Annotated in this window: 12 protein-coding genes, 2 tRNA genes and 1 pseudogene; 5 read left to right on the top strand and 10 right to left on the bottom strand. The window is 37.4% G+C overall.

From position 1 onward, the window contains the following. A pseudogene (locus tag JMN12_RS15215) lies at positions 1-2,918 on the top strand (hypothetical protein); the annotation flags it as partial. 2 nt (positions 2,919-2,920) lie between these two features. Further along, entirely contained in the window at positions 2,921-3,961 is a 1,041-nt protein-coding gene (locus JMN12_RS15220; protein ID WP_227002872.1) for a hypothetical protein, read from the top strand. A gap of 97 nt (positions 3,962-4,058) precedes the next feature. Here JMN12_RS15220 and porV read toward each other — a convergent pair whose 3' ends face one another. Further along, complete coding sequence (porV, locus tag JMN12_RS06250) at positions 4,059-5,117, bottom strand: type IX secretion system outer membrane channel protein PorV (RefSeq protein ID WP_238423832.1); 1,059 nt, start codon at positions 5,115-5,117, stop codon at positions 4,059-4,061. A 171-nt stretch (positions 5,118-5,288) separates the two neighbouring features. On the opposite strand from porV, the gene JMN12_RS06255 reads away from it, so the two are divergent. Both JMN12_RS06255 and JMN12_RS06260 read left to right on the top strand, forming a co-directional pair. Then, complete coding sequence (locus JMN12_RS06255) at positions 5,289-6,629, top strand: PKD domain-containing protein (RefSeq protein WP_203138061.1); 1,341 nt, start codon at positions 5,289-5,291, stop codon at positions 6,627-6,629. 3 nt (positions 6,630-6,632) lie between these two features. After that, entirely contained in the window at positions 6,633-9,074 is a 2,442-nt protein-coding gene (locus JMN12_RS06260; RefSeq protein ID WP_203138063.1) for a TonB-dependent receptor, read from the top strand. Positions 9,075-9,329: 255 nt separating this feature from the next. On the opposite strand, the gene JMN12_RS15465 is transcribed toward JMN12_RS06260, so the two are convergent. The 5 genes from JMN12_RS15465 to JMN12_RS06280 all read right to left on the bottom strand — a co-directional run bounded on the left by JMN12_RS15465 (position 9,330) and on the right by JMN12_RS06280 (position 12,442). After that, positions 9,330-9,461, bottom strand: coding sequence for a hypothetical protein (locus tag JMN12_RS15465; protein WP_257789601.1), 132 nt, complete (start codon positions 9,459-9,461; stop codon positions 9,330-9,332). A 43-nt stretch (positions 9,462-9,504) separates the two neighbouring features. Continuing rightward, positions 9,505-9,581, bottom strand: a tRNA-His gene (locus JMN12_RS06265). Positions 9,582-9,700: 119 nt separating this feature from the next. Beyond that, positions 9,701-10,249 carry a dTDP-4-dehydrorhamnose 3,5-epimerase gene (rfbC, locus tag JMN12_RS06270; protein ID WP_203081557.1) on the bottom strand — a complete coding sequence of 183 codons (549 nt, stop codon included), beginning with the start codon at positions 10,247-10,249 and terminating at the stop codon, positions 9,701-9,703. Next, positions 10,230-11,477: an alpha/beta hydrolase-fold protein gene (locus JMN12_RS06275; protein ID WP_034555266.1), complete on the bottom strand. Its 1,248-nt coding sequence runs from the start codon at positions 11,475-11,477 to the stop codon at positions 10,230-10,232. Before JMN12_RS06275 ends, rfbC begins: the two co-directional genes overlap by 20 nt. A gap of 140 nt (positions 11,478-11,617) precedes the next feature. After that, positions 11,618-12,442, bottom strand: a complete 825-nt coding sequence (locus JMN12_RS06280) for a thymidylate synthase (RefSeq protein ID WP_203138065.1) — start codon at positions 12,440-12,442, stop codon at positions 11,618-11,620. Positions 12,443-12,711: 269 nt separating this feature from the next. Between JMN12_RS06280 and JMN12_RS06285 the strand changes: the two genes are divergently transcribed. Beyond that, a tRNA-Gln gene (locus JMN12_RS06285) sits at positions 12,712-12,782 on the top strand. A 34-nt stretch (positions 12,783-12,816) separates the two neighbouring features. Here the strand turns inward: JMN12_RS06285 and cls are convergent. From cls to JMN12_RS06305, 4 genes are all read right to left on the bottom strand, one after another. Next, a complete protein-coding gene (cls, locus tag JMN12_RS06290) occupies positions 12,817-14,268 on the bottom strand; it encodes a cardiolipin synthase (protein ID WP_203138075.1) in 1,452 nt (483 codons plus the stop codon). Next, positions 14,265-15,446: a toxin-antitoxin system YwqK family antitoxin gene (locus JMN12_RS06295; protein WP_203084560.1), complete on the bottom strand. Its 1,182-nt coding sequence runs from the start codon at positions 15,444-15,446 to the stop codon at positions 14,265-14,267. The genes cls and JMN12_RS06295 overlap by 4 nt, the downstream gene beginning before the upstream one ends. Positions 15,447-15,589: 143 nt before the next feature. Further along, entirely contained in the window at positions 15,590-16,303 is a 714-nt protein-coding gene (locus tag JMN12_RS06300) for a ZIP family metal transporter (protein ID WP_088593483.1), read from the bottom strand. Further along, the gene (locus JMN12_RS06305) at positions 16,300-17,340 is read right to left on the bottom strand and encodes a threonine aldolase family protein (RefSeq protein ID WP_203138077.1); all 1,041 of its coding nucleotides are present in this window, start codon (positions 17,338-17,340) and stop codon (positions 16,300-16,302) included. The genes JMN12_RS06300 and JMN12_RS06305 overlap by 4 nt, the downstream gene beginning before the upstream one ends. Positions 17,341-17,771 lie beyond the last annotated feature (431 nt).

Genomic DNA, 17,771 nt, shown 5'->3' on the forward strand with positions numbered 1-17,771 from the left:
ATATGCGATTAGGCGGGCAATATGGCTTTGTTTACAGCGCCAATGCCCGCACCATAGCCCACGAACTGGGGCACGGCATCTTCAAACTCGAACACCCTTTCAAAGGTAAAAATGCCGACAAAGGCAAAACCTCTGCCCTAATGGATTACAATGAGGGACAAGATTTCTTCTACCGCGATTGGAAGCAAATCAACGACCCTAAAGTAAAATTGTATGCCTTCCAAGGACAAAAAGAGGGAGAGTTTGCAGGTAAAATATGGCTTACCCCTGATTGGCGACCTTTTAAATATGATAGATCCCATATCACAGCTATTGATAGAGAGGAACTATCAGAAATACCACAAGGAGCTTTGCCCGCAATTTTAGGAGAAGATAAAAAAGCCTACTACGCCGAGTTCTCTAATAAAGAATTTGTAGGTTATAAAAATTTAGATGGACTCTTTTTAAAACTTGATTATCAAACATCAATAAATGATGAAACAGAAATTTATCTATATAGAACAGGTAATTTTTGTGGTAGTGATACTTACTATAAAACCACTTGGAGATATATTAAAGATAAAAAGGGAACTGTTAGTTTTACAGTAACTCCTATTACTTTTGTAAATACAGTAACCTGTACCAATGCTAACCCGACAGTCAGTCCTTGTGACAATTTTAGAGTAATTAAAACCTCTGACCTTGCTGAATATCAAAAAGATTTAAAAGAGTATTTAGCAAATGCTATTAAAAAAATAGCAACTTCACGAAAAAAAGAAGTTGTTGCTGTTGGGCAATACAACCATATTGTAAATAACTTTGTAACTAATGTACCTGAAAAACAACTTTATGAGTTAGAGGAAAAATTACATCTATTATCGTATTATACAAAAATAGATGTAGTACTTACATTTTTACCATTAAGAAAAAATTCCTATATACCAGAGCATATACTTTCCGATTTAGCACAAAAAGCAATAGAGGGTGTTTCTGGCAATAAGTCTGATCGTAAGTTAGTATATTTAGTGGTAGCTTCCTCTGAATATGAGTCTATTTTCAAAGAAGGTACTATTAAAAAACTAAATTGCTATACAATAAGTTTTGCCCAGACAGATAATAGCATTATCCGAAGCAAATATAAAGGGAATTCCATTTTTGAAAGACTTCTTACCCTATATCAAGATATTCCTAAGCCTTTGATAATGAATAAATATTATCAATATGCTGATGGAAGTGTAAGAAATTATACCTATAAGTCAAAAGAAAACTTACGAGGCTATCCTTTTATTAAAAATTTAACTTTTTACCAGTCAAAAGAGTTTAGAAGAAATAAATATTGTGTTTATACAAGCGATTATCCTGAACTTTATCAGAATTGTGAAAATCAAAACAGAAAAGCTCTTATAAAAAGTCTAAAAGCTGAATACGCACAAGATGGATTGAAAAATAAAGCACTTTGGGAAGAAGTAGACATTCATCAGTTAGGCAGGTTTAGAGAGGTGTATATGGATTATGGAATAGACAAAACACCTAATTATCCTCTCTACCTATGGCAAAACTCAGTTGATACTTGGCAGTTTAAGAATAAAGTAAAAATAGCCTTAGAAAAAGGAACGCTCCCTCCTGAAGTCTTTTATGATTTTGAAAAACTAAAGGTTTTAGACGGCGCTGTTTATGGCACTTTAGATATCATAAGCCTTATTCCAGGGGCTGATATTTTCACCGACCCTCTATGTGCCGCCTATGCCTCTGCGCGCAACGATGCTACTAATTTAACTATTTACTCAGCTGGAGCTATCTTGCCTCTTGCCAGTGGTGCCTATATAAGAGGAGGAGCAAAAGCTCTCAATGAAGAGATTATGGTTGTCGTAGCTAAAAAAGCTGACAACGAAGAGGTTGAGTTAGTTTACAAAAACATAAATGATATAGCCCCTAACGAGCTTTATATTGCCACAGCTATCGACAACAAACAAACCCAAGCCTTTTTAGATGAAACTAAAAAACAGTTAGACCTTCATTCTATAAACACTCAGTTAGATAACTTAGGAAAAACTGGAAAACAAATAGCAAACCTTGCTGAAAACCTCTCTAAAAAAACAAACAACATACTTACTAAAGCATTCTCCGAAGGCTCTAAATTTATAGATGATACAAAAACAATAGAAAAAATCACTCATTATTTAGCCCCTGAAAACGCTGAAAAACTAAAAGCTATTGGAGGAGAACAAGGACTAATAAATTTCTTGAAGAAATATAAAGATGCTCCTTGCGGTAATTGTAAAGATGCAGGAAGGAAAATTTTTGGAGGTCGTACCATAGATGAGATGCTCGAAAACTATGTAGAAGTTGCCTATACTTTTAGAAACCGTCCTGATTTATGGAAAAAAATAGAAGAAGGCGCTTTAAGTAGCAATGCCGCTATGCGTGAAGGTACTCAGCATATGTTATCCACCTTTAAGAAAAACCCTAAGAAATATACACCTGAAAACATTGAGCATTTAGATATGAAGTTTGAAAAAGGTTCAGATGCTGTCTGTGCCAACTGCCGCTATGACGTGAAGTTTATTTCTAAGAGTAAACCTTTATATGAGGAATTTAAAAGCTATAACAGTGAAACGTGGAGTAAAATAGCTAATGATAAAGGATTTATTCAACAGTTTAAAAGCTACTTGAACACAGAAGGTATCGAAAAAATAGAAGATTTAGCTTATGTGATCAACAGTAGTAAAGCTAATATAAATGAGGTAAAACAAGCTTTTAAAGAATTGTTTAAACGCAATACTGATGAATTTTTTAAAACAAATCCAAATATATGGAAGCAATTTGATAGAGTTGATGGAACTGGTAAAATAAATAGTCTTAAAAATTTCAAAGATTTAGTAGAAGATATTTCTTTTGATACTAAACACCCTATTTTTAACTTTATAAAAGCTGAATAATTATGTTTTGTGAAAGTAGAACAATAAACAATGTAATAGCTTATGTAAATGAATATTACATTAATAGCAAAGGACTCTTTAATGCTCAATCAAATGAATGTCTATTAGAAATTTCTGGACAGCAAGAACTATATCCCTTTGGAAAAGGCCATTTGATATCAAGAGAGATTGTGTATGGAGATTCTGCCATAATCAATATTAACGATTCATCTATTGTTATTAATAATTATAGGATAGAAGCTCAAAATTACCCTTACTTTTCTTTTTATGAAATTGATGATAAACCACAAGAAGGGATTTATGATTTTGAAAAGAAAAAAATACTTTTTGAAGCTACAAGTTGGTTAGGAAGAAGTATTATAGACAAGTATATATTTCGTGATTTTAAAAAGAAAATAGCTTGTAGAAAAATAGATTCAGATTTAATTCTTTGGGAGTTTCCTCTTGCTTCACTTGGGAAGTGGAAAAATTCGTGGGATGAAGAAAGAGACTTCGAAATAAGACACTTTATAGGCATATACAATCGAATTATTTGGGCTTTTATAGAGATAGGAGGCTTTATAGGTTTAGATATTGAAACAGGAGAATTGAAATACCATATTCCTGAATATGATGAAGCCATAGGAAAAACTATTTGCAAAGGCAAAGATTTTTTTAGAAGTGATTATTTCTTAAATAGTGAAAAAGGAAAAATTCTTGGTATGGCTATGGATGTCTTTATTGAAATGGATTTAACCCAAGAGCCTCCTTTTGTTACTCAATATGGCTTACAAGAAGAGTTTGAAAAGTACAACATCAAAGGGAAAGACACTTCTACCAAATATGCTGTACAAGATAATTTATTGTACTTTTATCTTTTTGATCAACTAAGATTTGGTATTTTAGACATCAATACTAAGGAAATTATCTATGTTTCAGATCCTATTGCAGTAGTGGAAAGAGATGATTGTTTTACCCAGCTTAAAGATTTAAAAGTCTCAGAAAATAAGGTGTATATCTTAGATAGTAATCATACTTTGCATATTTTTGAAAGAGAAGAATAGTTCTTGTTTTATCATACTAATTTTATTACTTTTACTTTAAACACGTTTGTTAATAAATTCTCTAACAGAGAAAAAATATTAGCACAATTCAAAATCTCTACTGTCCAAAGCGATAAATGAGATTAAGTTTAAAGGTATGAAATGGGTTTTTATAAGTAGAAAATGAAAAAGGATAGGCTACATCCATTTGCCAATTGTTAAAAAAAGTAAATCCTGCTCCTATAGATAAAAACTTTCGGTCGCCTTTGTCCTTGTGTTGGTAGAAGAATCCTGAGCGCAAGAAAAACGTTTGGTTATACTTGTATTCCAAACCTACCGCCCAATTAATCTCGTGGAACTCTTCGCGAAAACCATTAGGAGCATCGCTGAAAGAGCTTACTAAGGCTTCTATAATATCTTTATCGGGTACACCCTGCTCATTAGGGGTAGGCACAAGGTATTTCTGTGCTTCTATTGAGAGTTCCCACTCGTTATAACTATCGGTTTGCAATAAAAAACCTGCTCCTAATTTCAGTTGGGTGGGAAGATAGAAAGACCTGCCCAAGTCGTCATATTTTACCTTTGTCCCCACATTAGAAAGTTGAAATCCCGAAGTGTATCGATATAACAAACTACTGATAAAGTGATCTTGCGAATAGAAATAGCCTGCTATGTCAAAAGCCAATGCTCGAGCAGTGCTCTTCCCTTGTGAAGGAACAGATAGTTGTGAACTTAAAAAACGTGAACTAACTCCCATCGCAAACGACTGACTTAATTGCAAACTATAAGACCCCTCCAATGAAAACTCTGTAGGTTTAAAAGTTCCTAAAATATAGGTTTGTTGCCCTATTTCTTGGGTTAAGTTCACATCACCAATACTGAAATATGAGAAATTTGCCCCGAAAGCATCGCGTACTCTTTTTTTGTAAAAAGTAATCCCCCCTAAAAACACATCGCGTACAGCTCTATGGGTAAAAGGCATATAATTAATAGCTACTGCTGAAGAAGTAGGCAAAAAGATATATTTAGAAGCATTCACCCTTTGAGAAAAAATGTCAGGAGAGGAAGCTACCCCCACTTCTCCTTTCCCTGCTGAAATAGCATCAGAGTTAAGCAGCAAAAATGGAAAAGCCGTAGAAATAGATTTTTCTTCTTGACAAAAAAGAGGTGTTTTCATAAATAAAAAAACACAAAGAAAACACAATAATTGAGTACAGTTCATTTTATAGTATTTTTGCAAAAATACATCAAATAGTTGAATTACACAATTTTTCAAAAAAAGTAAACATTTCTTAGGTTTATTGAGTTAGAAATACTACTTTTGTAGCCATTTATAAAATATAATACAATGCGCTTAGTCTTAAAAATAGCAGTTTGTTTAGCACTATGGTTTTGCTTTGCTTGTGAGCAAGAGCAAAATATGCCTATTGAGGGTGATTTTAGCATTGCAATGGTAGATGATAATTACAATGCCCCAGTACAAGTACACATCATAAACAAAATTACAGGTGCCGATACTTTTCAGTGGGAATTTCCTAATGGCAGTTACACTTCTTCAGATGCTTTTTATCCTGAGGATATTCGTTATATTGAAGCAGGGACTTATACTATTACAGCACATGCCACCAATTTGGATGGTGAAGCACGCTCTTTCCAAAAATCATTTACAGTTTATCCTGAATTATCAGCTTTGTTTAGTTTTACTCAACAAGGGAGCGATATAGCACCTCTTACACTTAGTATTAACAACCAAAGTAAGGGAGCTACTACTTATCAATGGTCGTTTGAAGGAGGAACGCCTTCTCATAGTTCGGAAGAAAATCCTACTGTAACTTTTGAAAGAGAAGGGACATTTAAATTAAGACTGGAAGCGAGCAATCACTCTCAGCGTCAGGTAATGGAGAAAACAGTAGTAGTACGTGCGCCTTTATTTGTTGCTTTTGAAATAACCAATGAATACCCTCATAATACACAAGCCCCTGTACGTATATTTTTAAAAAACCAATCGGTAAATGCTTCCTCTTATCGCTGGAAAGTGAGTAACGAGAATTTTCAGCAAGAAAGCACCAATGAAAATCCTTCTTTTATACTTCCTACAGCAGGAACATATCAAATAGAGCTTACTGCTAACAACGACAAGCAAACTTTATCAGAGAAAAAAAACTTTATAGTAACAGCTGGTGATAACCTCATTACTTTTACAGATATAAAATTAGGCATCAATACTAGTAAAGAAATTGGGTGCTATTTTTCTTCTTTTTTAGGAAAAGTATTAAAACCTAATGAAGTAACCACAGAAAATGGTAAACTTATTGATTTTGTGTATTTTGGGCAAAGTGCATCTTTTTCTCATAACGTATTCTTATCACCTGATGAAGCCCAAACAGCTGTTTTTGAACCTATAGCTAATGCTACAAAAAGTTACTTTATCAACAAACAAGAGAATAATAGATGGGCAATCATCTTCTCGGAAAACAATTTCAATACTCTTTCTTCAGGTACTACGCTATCTCCCTTATCCATAAAATACAAAAGCAACAAAGCACCCTTCAATAAGGAAAAGTCAAACAGAATTGTACTTTTTGAGACAGCTAACGGACGAAAAGGAGCTATTAAGATTAAGGAATATATAAGCAATGGCACAGAATCTTATATAGTTGTTGATATTAAAATGCAAAAAAATCATTAATCAATGGCGCGAACTTACCTACTTGTACTCTTTACTTTATTTTCTCTACCAATTTTAGCTCAGCAGGTAGATTTAGAGAATATAGATACTCAGCTAAAAGAAAAACTCAAGAAGAAACCGTTTTCTATCTTGGGTAGCGCCTCAGTAAGTGGCGTGTATAACGAAGCTTCTGACAGCCCCTCTAGTGAGCCTTTCTTGTATTTCTTCAATGGTAATATCACTTTGGGCTTTTACGATTGGACGATGCCTATTAATTATCGATACACCAATCAAGGAGATGCTTTAGATTACCAAATTCCCTTTAAGTTCAATCGCCTAAGTCTACACCCTAAATACAAATGGATTTTAGCACATATAGGCGATGTGAGTATGAGTTTTTCTCCTTATACATTCAATGGTCTACAATTCACAGGAGGAGGCTTAGAACTCACTCCTGAAAAATATCCTTTAAGAGCTTCGTTTATGGGAGGTCGACTTGCCAAAGCAACTGAATACGACGGTCGCCCTCAAACCATACCTACCTATGAGCGTTGGGGTTACGGAACGAAGCTCTCTTATAAAAAAGAAGATTTAGAAATAGGCGGAATTCTTTTCTTTGCTAACGATAAAGCTAATTCTCTATCTATTCCTATTCCCGATGAGAAGAAAATATATCCACTATCCAACCAAGTCTATTCAGGATTTGCTAAATATAAACCTCTGCATTTTGTAGAAGTATTTGGTGAATATGCTTTAAGTCTTTTGGGTAATACTCAAAGCCAAAAGCAGGATTTTACAGCTTACAATGCAGGTATTAACTTTATTTTCACGAAGGCGAGTGTAGGGGTGCGTTACGAGAAAGTAGACCCCGATTACAAAACTTTAGGGGCTTACTATTTTGTAAACGATATGGAAAATATCACCCTAAATAGTTCTCTAAATCTTTTTAAAGGTAATGTATCAATAGCTACTAGCATAGGACGACAACACGACAATTTAAACCAACAAAAACCTAAACAGTCCAACCAGTGGGTAGGCTCAGCCAATGTAAATGCTAAGGTTACACCTAAACTATCTCTTTCAGGAAGTTATAGTAACTTTACGATGTTTACTAATAAACTTATCAATCCTTTTGATAGAATCAACAATCCACAACTCTATGAACATCCTCAAGACTCTATCAACTACCGACAAGTATCACAAAACACAAATGCCAACATAGCTTATGCTATAAATGAAAAACAGAATATAACTCTTTCATATTCTTTTAACGATGTGGTGAACAAACAAAATGACATAGTACGCAGGGGAGGTATTTCGCGTTTTCACAATGCAGGAGCTGCCTATATGGTACAATTTCCTGAAAGTAAACTCAGTTTATCACCTTCCTTCAACTACTCATATAGTATTGTAGCGAGAGAAAAAACAGAAGTGATGGGACCTTCTCTTACAGTAGGTAAAACATTTTTTGAAGATAAACTCAACACAACGCTCTTAGGAAACTATAGTATTTCACAATCAGCTACCTCTAAAGGTAGTACAGCTAATGTACAGCTAAATTTAAACTTTCTCCCTTGGAAAAACCACCAGTTTACTTTGAGTGCATTACAGTCTTTTCGCAATGCCGAAAGTGACACTCAAAACACTTCGGCACAAAGTACTAATGTGAGTGTAGGTTATACTTACCATTTTGAAAAGGTAGAATTACCTTTCCCATCGTTTAAGTTTAAGAAAAAGGAGAAAACTCCTAAAGAGAAAAAACCTCGTAAAGAGAAAAAAACAAAAGTTGAAAAAGCAGAAGAACTTGAGAAATCTAAGGATACTATTTCATTACAAGAGGAGAAAGTAATACCAGAAGCTTCTACAATGGCAGAAGAACCTATCGAACAACAAGTAACTCCAACTACAGAAGTTGTAATAACAAAAGATATACCTGAGCTTTCAAACATCACTGATTTGAGTTTTATGGGAGAACTCAACACTCAAATTACAGAAGTGCACCATCAGTTGCAGGTAAGTGGAAAAAAAGATAGAAAACGTTTGTTACAAGAACAAAAACTACTTATAGAAAAAGCTAAAAAACAACAGCAAGATTATCGAGGCTTTGTTTTCCGTTGTTTGAAAAATATATATCAACAAGCAGTAGAAAGTGACTCAAAAATAAAAGGAAATATACTTTCTTGGAAACAGACTTATGATAGTAATCCTACAAACGAAAATAAAGAAAGTTTAGAAAATGCTGAAAAAGCTTATCAGGCTCATCTTTGGATGCTTAATGAATTGAAAGATATGACTATGGAAAAACTCATAAGAGAAGAGGGGCTTCTCAGTGATTTTGCTAAACAGCATAAAGAAGAAATTTATGAAGCTCTCGCTAAGAAAATTTCTCCTCAACAGAAGATAAATATCATTTCAGAATCGTTGATAGACTTTTACCACAAAGCCTATCTCAATTCAGAGTGGTAATAAGTTATCCTAATTCATATTTTTTATACTTACATTGATATTTTTATTCATTGTAAGTAGATTGGGGGTCTGTTTTTTGAAAATGTTAAAGATATTTTTGTTGTTTGACTTTAGGTAAGGGATAATTTTTTAAGAGTTTGCTACAATTTATAATAGATTTTTTAATAACTTGCTTAGCGTTTGCTTTTTCTTTAATCAATTATTATCTTTCTATTCTGACAGAAACTTTCTTTAATTTTTCTCAATACACCTTTTTTATCTGCTCTTGTTCTGAACCTTGTTGTAACATAGAATAAGTGTTTGAGTATCTTTTCCTGCCAACTCAAACTGATTAACAGTTTTATCGGAAATATACTCGCTTTGTATAAGTTCATAAAGTGTAGACATAAAAAAATACGCTCTAAGGCGTATTTTTATTAGGTTTCCCCTTTGGGGTGGAATATGGGGCTCGAACCCACGACCTTCGGAACCACAATCCGACGCTCTAACCAACTGAGCTAAAACCACCATCTTTATTTTTTCGGGGGCAAAAGTAATACCTTTTTTTGAAACTACCAAACTTTTTACCAAACTTTTTTAGATAAGAAGTAAGAGATATGAGGTAAGAAAGTGTATTCTCTTAATTATCAATCGTTAATTGTTAATTGTGATAAGAGTGGGGCTTGTTCATCTTTTGTTGATAGGATAATGTCTTTCTCGGGCAATAGCCAATCTATGGCTATAGTAGGGTCGTTCCAACGCACACTTCCCTCGCTGTGAGGGGCGTAGTAGTTGTCGCATTTATACTGAAAAATAGCTTCTTCACTCAGCACTGCAAAACCGTGAGCAAAGCCTTGTGGGATAAAAAACTGCCGTTTGTTTTCCTCACTAAGCACTACCGATTCGTATTGCCCAAAGGTGGGTGAACCTTTGCGTAAATCAACCGCAACGTCTAACACTTTGCCTTTCACAACTCGTACTAATTTAGATTGTGCGAAAGGGGGCTTTTGGAAGTGCAAGCCGCGCAATACACCATAACTTGATTTTGATTCGTTGTCCTGCACAAATGTGATGGGGGCTACTTGCTCATTGAAGCATTGTTGTGAAAATGACTCGAAAAAATAGCCTCTGCCGTCAAAAAATACTTGTGGTTCTATAATCACCACACCTTCTAATTTAGTTTTGATTACTTTCATCGGTGGGGGTTGTTTGTTCGTCGGTGGTTTCAGGCACTTCTTCTATTACTTTTTTAGATTTTTTAGAGGGTCTACCTACATTTCTATTGGTTTTAAGAGCATTGATACGTTCGGTGATAAGGTCGGCGGTGATGAAATCTATACTGGGTTCGGTATACGATTTTTGATAGGTTTTCAATGCTTTTTTGTAATCTTCGGTTTTTTCGTAGTATTCGGCTAAGAAGAAGTTAGGCATTGCGGTTTTTACATAGCCATTTGTTTCTACATATTTTGCTAATTTTCTAAGCGACTCCCAATCGGCTGCCGATTTGATAGCGGTATAGGTTGCCATTACATCGTTGAGCAGAGGTTTCTTTTTGAGTCCGATATATTGTTCGATAGTGTTGTACTTGTTTTCTAAATATTCAAAAATATTATTGCTCAAGGTTTCCATTTGAGTTTTGTACTCCTTGCCTCCTATGGGTTTATAGATGTCGAAACACTCGTCGAGAGCTTGGGCAATTCCTTGTAATTTGGCGGAGTTGACGGAGCTTCCTTTCATATCGGCAAAGCGGTAGAGTACCGATTCGTGGATAGGCATAGAGCGCAATCCTTTTTCAAAATTAATTGTTTTGTCGTAGCTGAGTTTGTTTTCTACATCGGCGGTTGCCATATAGTAATACAAGCGGTGTTGTTCTTTTGAGGCGCCTGTTGCCAAAGCGGCTGCAAACTCGGGTGCCATACGTGGGATTACTGTGGGGTTTAAACTCACGTACATACTGAAGGGCGATTTGGGGTTGAGCAGGTAGTAATTGATTAAAAAACCGGCTTCTTCTGATGCGATAATCCCTTTGAAACCTGCAATGGGGTATTTGCCTTGTATATAGGGTACTAATTCGGTGGAAATAAAATCGAAAAAGCGTGCGGACTCATTCATAGGGCGTCCTACTTCATCGATAATGGCTACTTCTTCTAACTTTTCATCGTATACGCCTACTACTATACATTTAGGCATTTCTTCAAATTGTTCGTAGTAGCGCACGGCGGTTACCACGGGCTCCATTAGGGTGTTGGCGTTGAGGACTACTATCAGTGGATAGACTTTTTTATCGGTGTAACCAGTGGGCTTATAGAGTCCTAATTTCTGGCGTTTGCCGGTTTTGCCTGAAGTGAATGTTTCGTTGCTGATTTGTGCAAAAATACTTTGTGCCATTAATAAGGCAATGAGGAGTGTGAATAATTTCTTCATCTGCATAGATTTGTTACTTTTTGTTTGAGCGTACAAAATAACTAAAAAAGGCTTATATAAAAAAGTTATCCACTGCATTTTAACGAAACTTTAACGGTAAGAGGGTAATTAGTAAATTTACTAATTGGAAAATTTGCTAATTATACTGATACTTGTGCTTTGATGGCGGGATAGGGGTCGTAGCCTTCTAAACGGAAATCCTCGTAGTCGAAAGCAAAGAGGTCTTTTACCGCTGGATTGAGGTGCATAGTAGGCAATTCACGTGGGGTACGGCTGAGCTGTAGGGCTACTTGTTCGCGGTGGTTGTTGTAGATGTGTACATCGCCGAAAGTGTGCACAAAATCACCTACTTGCAAATCGCATACTTGAGCGAGCATCATTGTGAGCAGGGCATAAGAGGCTATGTTGAAGGGTACTCCTAAAAATACATCGGCGCTGCGTTGATACAACTGACAAGAAAGCTTGCCATCGGCAACATAGAACTGAAATAAGGCGTGACAAGGGGGCAAGGCGGCTTTGCCGTTGGCTACATTCTCGGCAAACGATTTTCCTGTATCGGGTAATACCGAAGGATTCCAAGCTGATACAATAATGCGACGACTTTCGGGGTTGTGTTTGAGGGTTTCGACGACGGTTTTTATCTGGTCGATAGCTTCTCCATTCCAGTTGCGCCACTGTGCGCCATACACGGGGCCGAGGTCGCCATTCTTATCAGCCCACTCGTTCCAGATACGCACGCCGTGATCGGTGAGGTATTTGATATTGGTATCGCCTTTTAAGAACCACAAAAGTTCATAAATTACTGATTTTAGATGTATTTTTTTAGTAGTTACCAAAGGAAATCCTTGACTGAGGTCAAAGCGCATTTGGTAACCGAACACGCTGGTAGTACCGGTACCAGTGCGATCGTCTTTAGAATAGCCATTTTCAAGGATATGGCGCAAGAGGTCGTGATATACTTTCATTTGCCGATTTAATAGCCTCACCCCCGTTGCCCCCTCTCCCAAGGAGAGGGGGCAAGCCGCAAAAGTGAGTGTTTATAAGATAAAATATTTTATAATTTGTTGATTAGTAGATTAGCAGGGCGCAAAGGTAAGGATAATTTAGCAATTAGGCAATTGGTTTGATTTTCAGTGGTTAAAGAAGATTTTCATCGATTTATTTAAAAAAATCTTCTAAAAAATTTGCAGATTACAAAAATAGCAGTACCTTTGCACCGCAAATGAGAAATCGCTGGTCTATGGTGTAATGGTAACACAGCAGATTTTGGTTCTGTTATTCTAGGTTCGAGTCCTAGTAGACCAACGAAAGAGGCTTCCGAGAGGAGGCCTTTTTTATTTTATAAAAACGGTGAAAACAAGCGCACTACCCGCTCTATCATTTGCTTAAACTCACTCCGCTTTTGCCACTGTTCTAACTGCAACAAACGCGCATTTTTTAAATCGTTATAGAAAATTCTCTGCAAATCGCTGGCGACTGTTTTGTTGTACACGAGAGCATTTACTTCAAAATTGAGGTCGAAACTGCGCGCATCGAGGTTGGCTGTACCTACCGATGCTACTTCGCCGTCTATCACAAAAGTTTTAGCGTGTACAAATCCTTTTTCATAAAGATAAATTTCTACTCCTGCCTTGAGCAATTCTTCAAAAAATGACTCACTGGCGATATGTACAAATACCGAATCGCCTTTTTGGGGTACTAATAATTTCACTTTTATTCCGCTAAGTGCGGCAATGATAAGCGACTCTTGCAAGGAGGTATCGGGGATGTAATAAGGGGTGGTAATTAGGATTTCGCGTTTAGCTGCATAGATGAGCTGCACGGTAGCGTAGAGGATATTTGGGAGGTCGGAATCGGCACCGCTGGCGACGATTTGTGTGAAATAATCGGTGGGATGGGGCTCTATGCCTATTGGGAAATAAGGAGCGTTGATAGCTACATTTTCACCGCTACAGAAATTCCAATCCTGCAAGAATACTGCTTGTAACACGTGAGCCGAATAGCCTTTTACTTTTAGATGAGTATCGCGCCAATAGCGCTCATTAGCTTCGGCATTGTTGTACTTATCACTGATGTTGATTCCTCCTATAAAAGCGGTATAGCCATCTACCACTACTATTTTGCGGTGATTGCGGTAGTTCATACGATTGGCGAGTTTTACGAAGTTGATTTTGTAAAACGGAAAAGCAGGGACTCCATTTTCGCGTAGCTCACGCGCAATGTTTCGGCGTATACCTTGACTGCCAAAATCGTCGTAAATGAAACGTACTTCTACCCCTTCACGCGCTTTTTCTATTAGAATATCTTTAATAGCATTGCCTATGTGGTCGTTCTCGTAGATGTAATACTCTATGTGGATATGATGTTGAGCACTTCGCAAACTCTCAAGCAATTCAGGAAAGAGGTTTTCGCCATTGCATATTACTTTTACTTCTTCATTAGGAATCAATAAAAGGCGTTCCTCTATATTCGACAGAAATCGCAAACTTTTTTCATAAGATGCTGTAACCGAATTTCCTAAGGATTCTAAATGCGCTTGTATACGCGGGTAAATCTGTTCTAATTGTCGGCGGAAAGCTTGGTCTACAGTCAGTTTTTTGTGGTATATTTTATGCCGACGGTAGTTGATACCAAATGAAAAGTAGAAGATTGCACCTGCAATGGGCACAAAGATAACTAAGAGCAAATAAGCTAAAGCTTTACTCACCGAGCGTGTGTCCCAAATAATTCGCAAGCACACAGCTATAACAAATAGTATGTAGAGTATTTCGTAGAGGAGAATCAGTTTCATTTATCCATATAATTGGTAACTTGTACTGAGTTGCCGTTTTGGTATTTTACTTCTTTAGCGACCTGACCTTGCTCGTTGTAGTATTTCCAAACGCCTTCTCTCTGTCCGCGAGCGTATTGTCCTTCTATAGAAAGTATTCCTGAGGGATAATACTCTTTGTAAGCGCCCTCTTCCCTACCCTTGTCGTAATGAGCTTCTTTAGTTAACACACCATCGGTGGTGTATGATTTCCAAGTTCCATCGGGATAGCCTTTTAGGTAAGCTCCTTCTACTAATAGGCGTCCGCGTTCGTCGTAAGAAGCGTATTTGCCGTGTTGTTCGTTGTTTTGGTAATAACTTTCGGTTTTTAGTTTTCCGTTAGGGTAATATGTTTTTTTCATTGTAGGGAAATCGTTGTCGTAAGTACCTTCCTCAGTAAGTATGCCATCGCTGTTGTAGAGTTGGTAATCACCTTGGTATTTTTCCCCTTTGTAATGCACTATTTTACTAAGTCGACCGGTTTCGTAATATTCTTTGCGTACTGAAGTGCCATTGGCTTTGTACTCTCTTTCTTCACGGAGGGTGCCGTCGCTCAATTTAGAGAGCCATTTGCCTGTAGGTTCACCGTTTTTGTAGTATTCTACATCGGTTTGTACAAGTCCGCTACGGCGGCGAGTGACAGCTGACCACTGTTTACCGTCCTTTTTGCCCATTTTGTAGTGTTCTTCTTTGGTGAGTTTGCCGTTCTCGTCGTATTCTTTCCAATCGCCGTCGGGTTTACCGTCCTTGTAGTTTCTATCGACTACTAATTTGCCATCGGAATATTCGCGGAATTTGCCGTCGAGCTCGCCGTTCTTGTAGTTATATTCGCGGTACATTTCGCCTGAGTAAGGGGCGTATTGCCTGTAAGGACCGTGGAAGATGCCTTTTTCAAAAGTAGCTTCGGTTTTTAGTTTGCCATAACGGTTGTAGAATTTCACCAATCCGTTGGCAATTCCATCAACGAAGGTAACCTCGTAGTATTCTCCTTGGTTGTTGCCTATTTTGTAGGCGCCATTCAAGCGGGTGTTGTTGCTTTTGAGGAAATGGATACTCTCATTGCCGAATTTTTTTTCTTCTATCTCACTCTCGGTGAGGAGTTGCTGTGCGTACTGTTGTAATGAAAGCAGTGATAAGACTGTAAAGATTAAATACTTCATATTGTTAATTGTTATTAGCGGTGAGATTTTGAGAGCCTCTGAAAGTCTTGGAGATTCTCTGAAAAACTCTGAGATTTTTAGAGACTTTGTCGTTCTTAGAGACTTTGTCAAAGTTTTTGGGACTTTGACAAAGTCTGCGATTGTTAATTGAATAGAAATGCCATTGCAAAACCTATAACAATCACGCCTAACTTTCTATAATTAAATTGGTGATTTTCGGAGGTTTCAAACAGTATTACTGACGAGATATGCAAGAATATCCCCACGACTACGGCGCTCATCAGGTTGTGATAGGGCAATAAGGCGGGTACATAGTTTGCTAAAAAAGCGCCCAGCGGGGTCATTAGCGAAAAGACAAACAGAAAAGCGAGCGTGCGTTTGAGTCCGATACCGGAATCTAAGAAAAAGATTGTCAGCACCATAGCAATGGGCAAATGGTGGATGAAAATGCCGTACACCATATTGCTATGTTCGTGTAATGGGAAGCCTTCAAGCACTGAGTGGATACTCAAACTGATGAACAACCCCCACGGGAAATGGGTTTGTAATCCTTTGGCGGGTGAATGAAAATGACCGTGTTCGGCGCCATGCGAAAAGAACTCTAACACGATTTGCAGGAGTATGCCCACAGCGATCCAGAGTCCGATGGTTTTATCGCCAAAATCACTGTGTTCTTCGTGAGCGTGTAGTGCCTCGTGATATACTTCGGGGAGGAGGTGAAAAATGGTCATCCCCATTAAAAAAGCGCCACTGAATGCCAATAACAGCTTAAGCCTGCTTTTATGCGTGGGTTTGAGCCACAACACAAGGCAAGCCCCTATCACGATTGAAAGGAAAGGAAGGAGGTAATTTTTCATTGAGTTACTGCTAATGATTGAATTGCTTGGATAAGCGCATCTACTTGTGCATCGGTAGTAGCCCACGAGCTAATGAGGCGAATGGCGGTGTGGGTTTCATCTACTTTTTGCCACTGGTAGAAATCAAACTGCTCTGCCAATGCGGCAATTTGGTTGTGAGTGAGTATCGGGAATAACTGATTTGTACAAGTATTTGAAAGCAAGGTATAACCATTGACTACAAACGCTTCTTTGATACGCTTCATCTGCTGGTTAGCGTGCAATGCCAAAGCATCGTACAATCCGTTTTCAAACAAGGTGAGAAATTGCAAGCCAAGCAAACGACCTTTGGCAAGTAGCGCTCCTTGTTGTTTGAGGTAATACTCAAAACCATCGGTGAGGGCTGGGTTATTGATTACAATGGCTTCGCCTAACAGTCCGCCGTTTTTGGTAGCTCCTATATAAAACACATCGGTATAACGGGCTAAATCTTTCCATTGTATATCGTTGTCTTCAGCATTTAATGCCGATCCTAATCGCGCGCCGTCCATAAACAGCAGGAGGTTATGCGCTTGGCAACACTCGTAAATGGCTTTGAGCTCTGCCAAAGTATAGATGGTTCCTATCTCGGTGGCGTTCGTAATATACACGAGTCGTGGTTGTACTTGGTGTGGATAATTTGTATAGCGGGTGGCAAAATCGGCAATGCTCTCAGGAGTGATTTTACCGTTTGTTGCTGGGGCTAAGTGTATTTTGTGACCTACTGCTTCTATGGCTCCGGTTTCATTATCGGCGATATGCCCTGTTTCGGGGGCTATCACACTTTGATAGGTGCGCAACAAAGTGCCTATTACCAGCATATTAGCTTGTGTACCACCACTTACAAAAAATATTTGCGCCTCAGGGTTTTCTATCTTCTTTCTGATGAGTTCTTTGGCAGCTGCCGAATAATTATCGTAGCCATATCCTGCTTGTTGTACAGTGTTTGTGCGTACGAGGGCTTCTAAAATTGCGGGGTGAGCGCCTTCGGCATAATCGTTTTTAAATGATATTTTCATTTTTAGTATTAGTTAATGTGAGTTCGACGTAAGTAATTACTTAACAATCAGTAAAATATTTTTAATCTCCCACGAATTTCACGAATTTTCACGAATTTGGGAGTGTATAAAAGTCTTTATTTTTTATTATCTCACGAATTTTCACCTGACGGTGAATTATTTTGTGAATATATTATGATATAAAGCTGTAAATCAATGTTCTGTTATATCGAACTGACGTTAGTTAGAATGAGGGGGCAAAGATACGAATAATTTCGATTTAGTGCGAGCCGCACGGGTAGGAAATTTTGCGATTTTTCAATTTGTTAATGGGCGTTTACAGCACATACCCAGCTATCGCTGGCTTTCCTACATAACATACTCTAAAAGTAATTGATAATCAGATTTATAGACTTTGTCAAAGTTTTGGGACTTTGACAAAGTTTATGATG

Source organism: Capnocytophaga genosp. AHN8471, from assembly GCF_016806945.1.
GTDB lineage: Bacteria > Bacteroidota > Bacteroidia > Flavobacteriales > Flavobacteriaceae > Capnocytophaga > Capnocytophaga periodontitidis.

Excerpts from the sequence above, each read along its gene's own strand:
- JMN12_RS15220 (WP_227002872.1), top strand. The coding sequence starts at position 2,921 with ATGTTTTGTGAAAGTAGAACAATAAACAATGTAATAGCTTATGTAAAT.
- porV (WP_238423832.1), bottom strand. The coding sequence starts at position 5,117 with ATGAAAACACCTCTTTTTTGTCAAGAAGAAAAATCTATTTCTACGGCT.
- JMN12_RS06255 (WP_203138061.1), top strand. The coding sequence starts at position 5,289 with ATGCGCTTAGTCTTAAAAATAGCAGTTTGTTTAGCACTATGGTTTTGC.
- JMN12_RS06260 (WP_203138063.1), top strand. The coding sequence starts at position 6,633 with ATGGCGCGAACTTACCTACTTGTACTCTTTACTTTATTTTCTCTACCA.
- JMN12_RS15465 (WP_257789601.1), bottom strand. The coding sequence starts at position 9,461 with ATGTCTACACTTTATGAACTTATACAAAGCGAGTATATTTCCGATAAA.
- rfbC (WP_203081557.1), bottom strand. The coding sequence starts at position 10,249 with ATGAAAGTAATCAAAACTAAATTAGAAGGTGTGGTGATTATAGAACCA.
- JMN12_RS06275 (WP_034555266.1), bottom strand. The coding sequence starts at position 11,477 with ATGAAGAAATTATTCACACTCCTCATTGCCTTATTAATGGCACAAAGT.
- JMN12_RS06280 (WP_203138065.1), bottom strand. The coding sequence starts at position 12,442 with ATGAAAGTATATCACGACCTCTTGCGCCATATCCTTGAAAATGGCTAT.
- cls (WP_203138075.1), bottom strand. The coding sequence starts at position 14,268 with ATGAAACTGATTCTCCTCTACGAAATACTCTACATACTATTTGTTATA.
- JMN12_RS06295 (WP_203084560.1), bottom strand. The coding sequence starts at position 15,446 with ATGAAGTATTTAATCTTTACAGTCTTATCACTGCTTTCATTACAACAG.
- JMN12_RS06300 (WP_088593483.1), bottom strand. The coding sequence starts at position 16,303 with ATGAAAAATTACCTCCTTCCTTTCCTTTCAATCGTGATAGGGGCTTGC.
- JMN12_RS06305 (WP_203138077.1), bottom strand. The coding sequence starts at position 17,340 with ATGAAAATATCATTTAAAAACGATTATGCCGAAGGCGCTCACCCCGCA.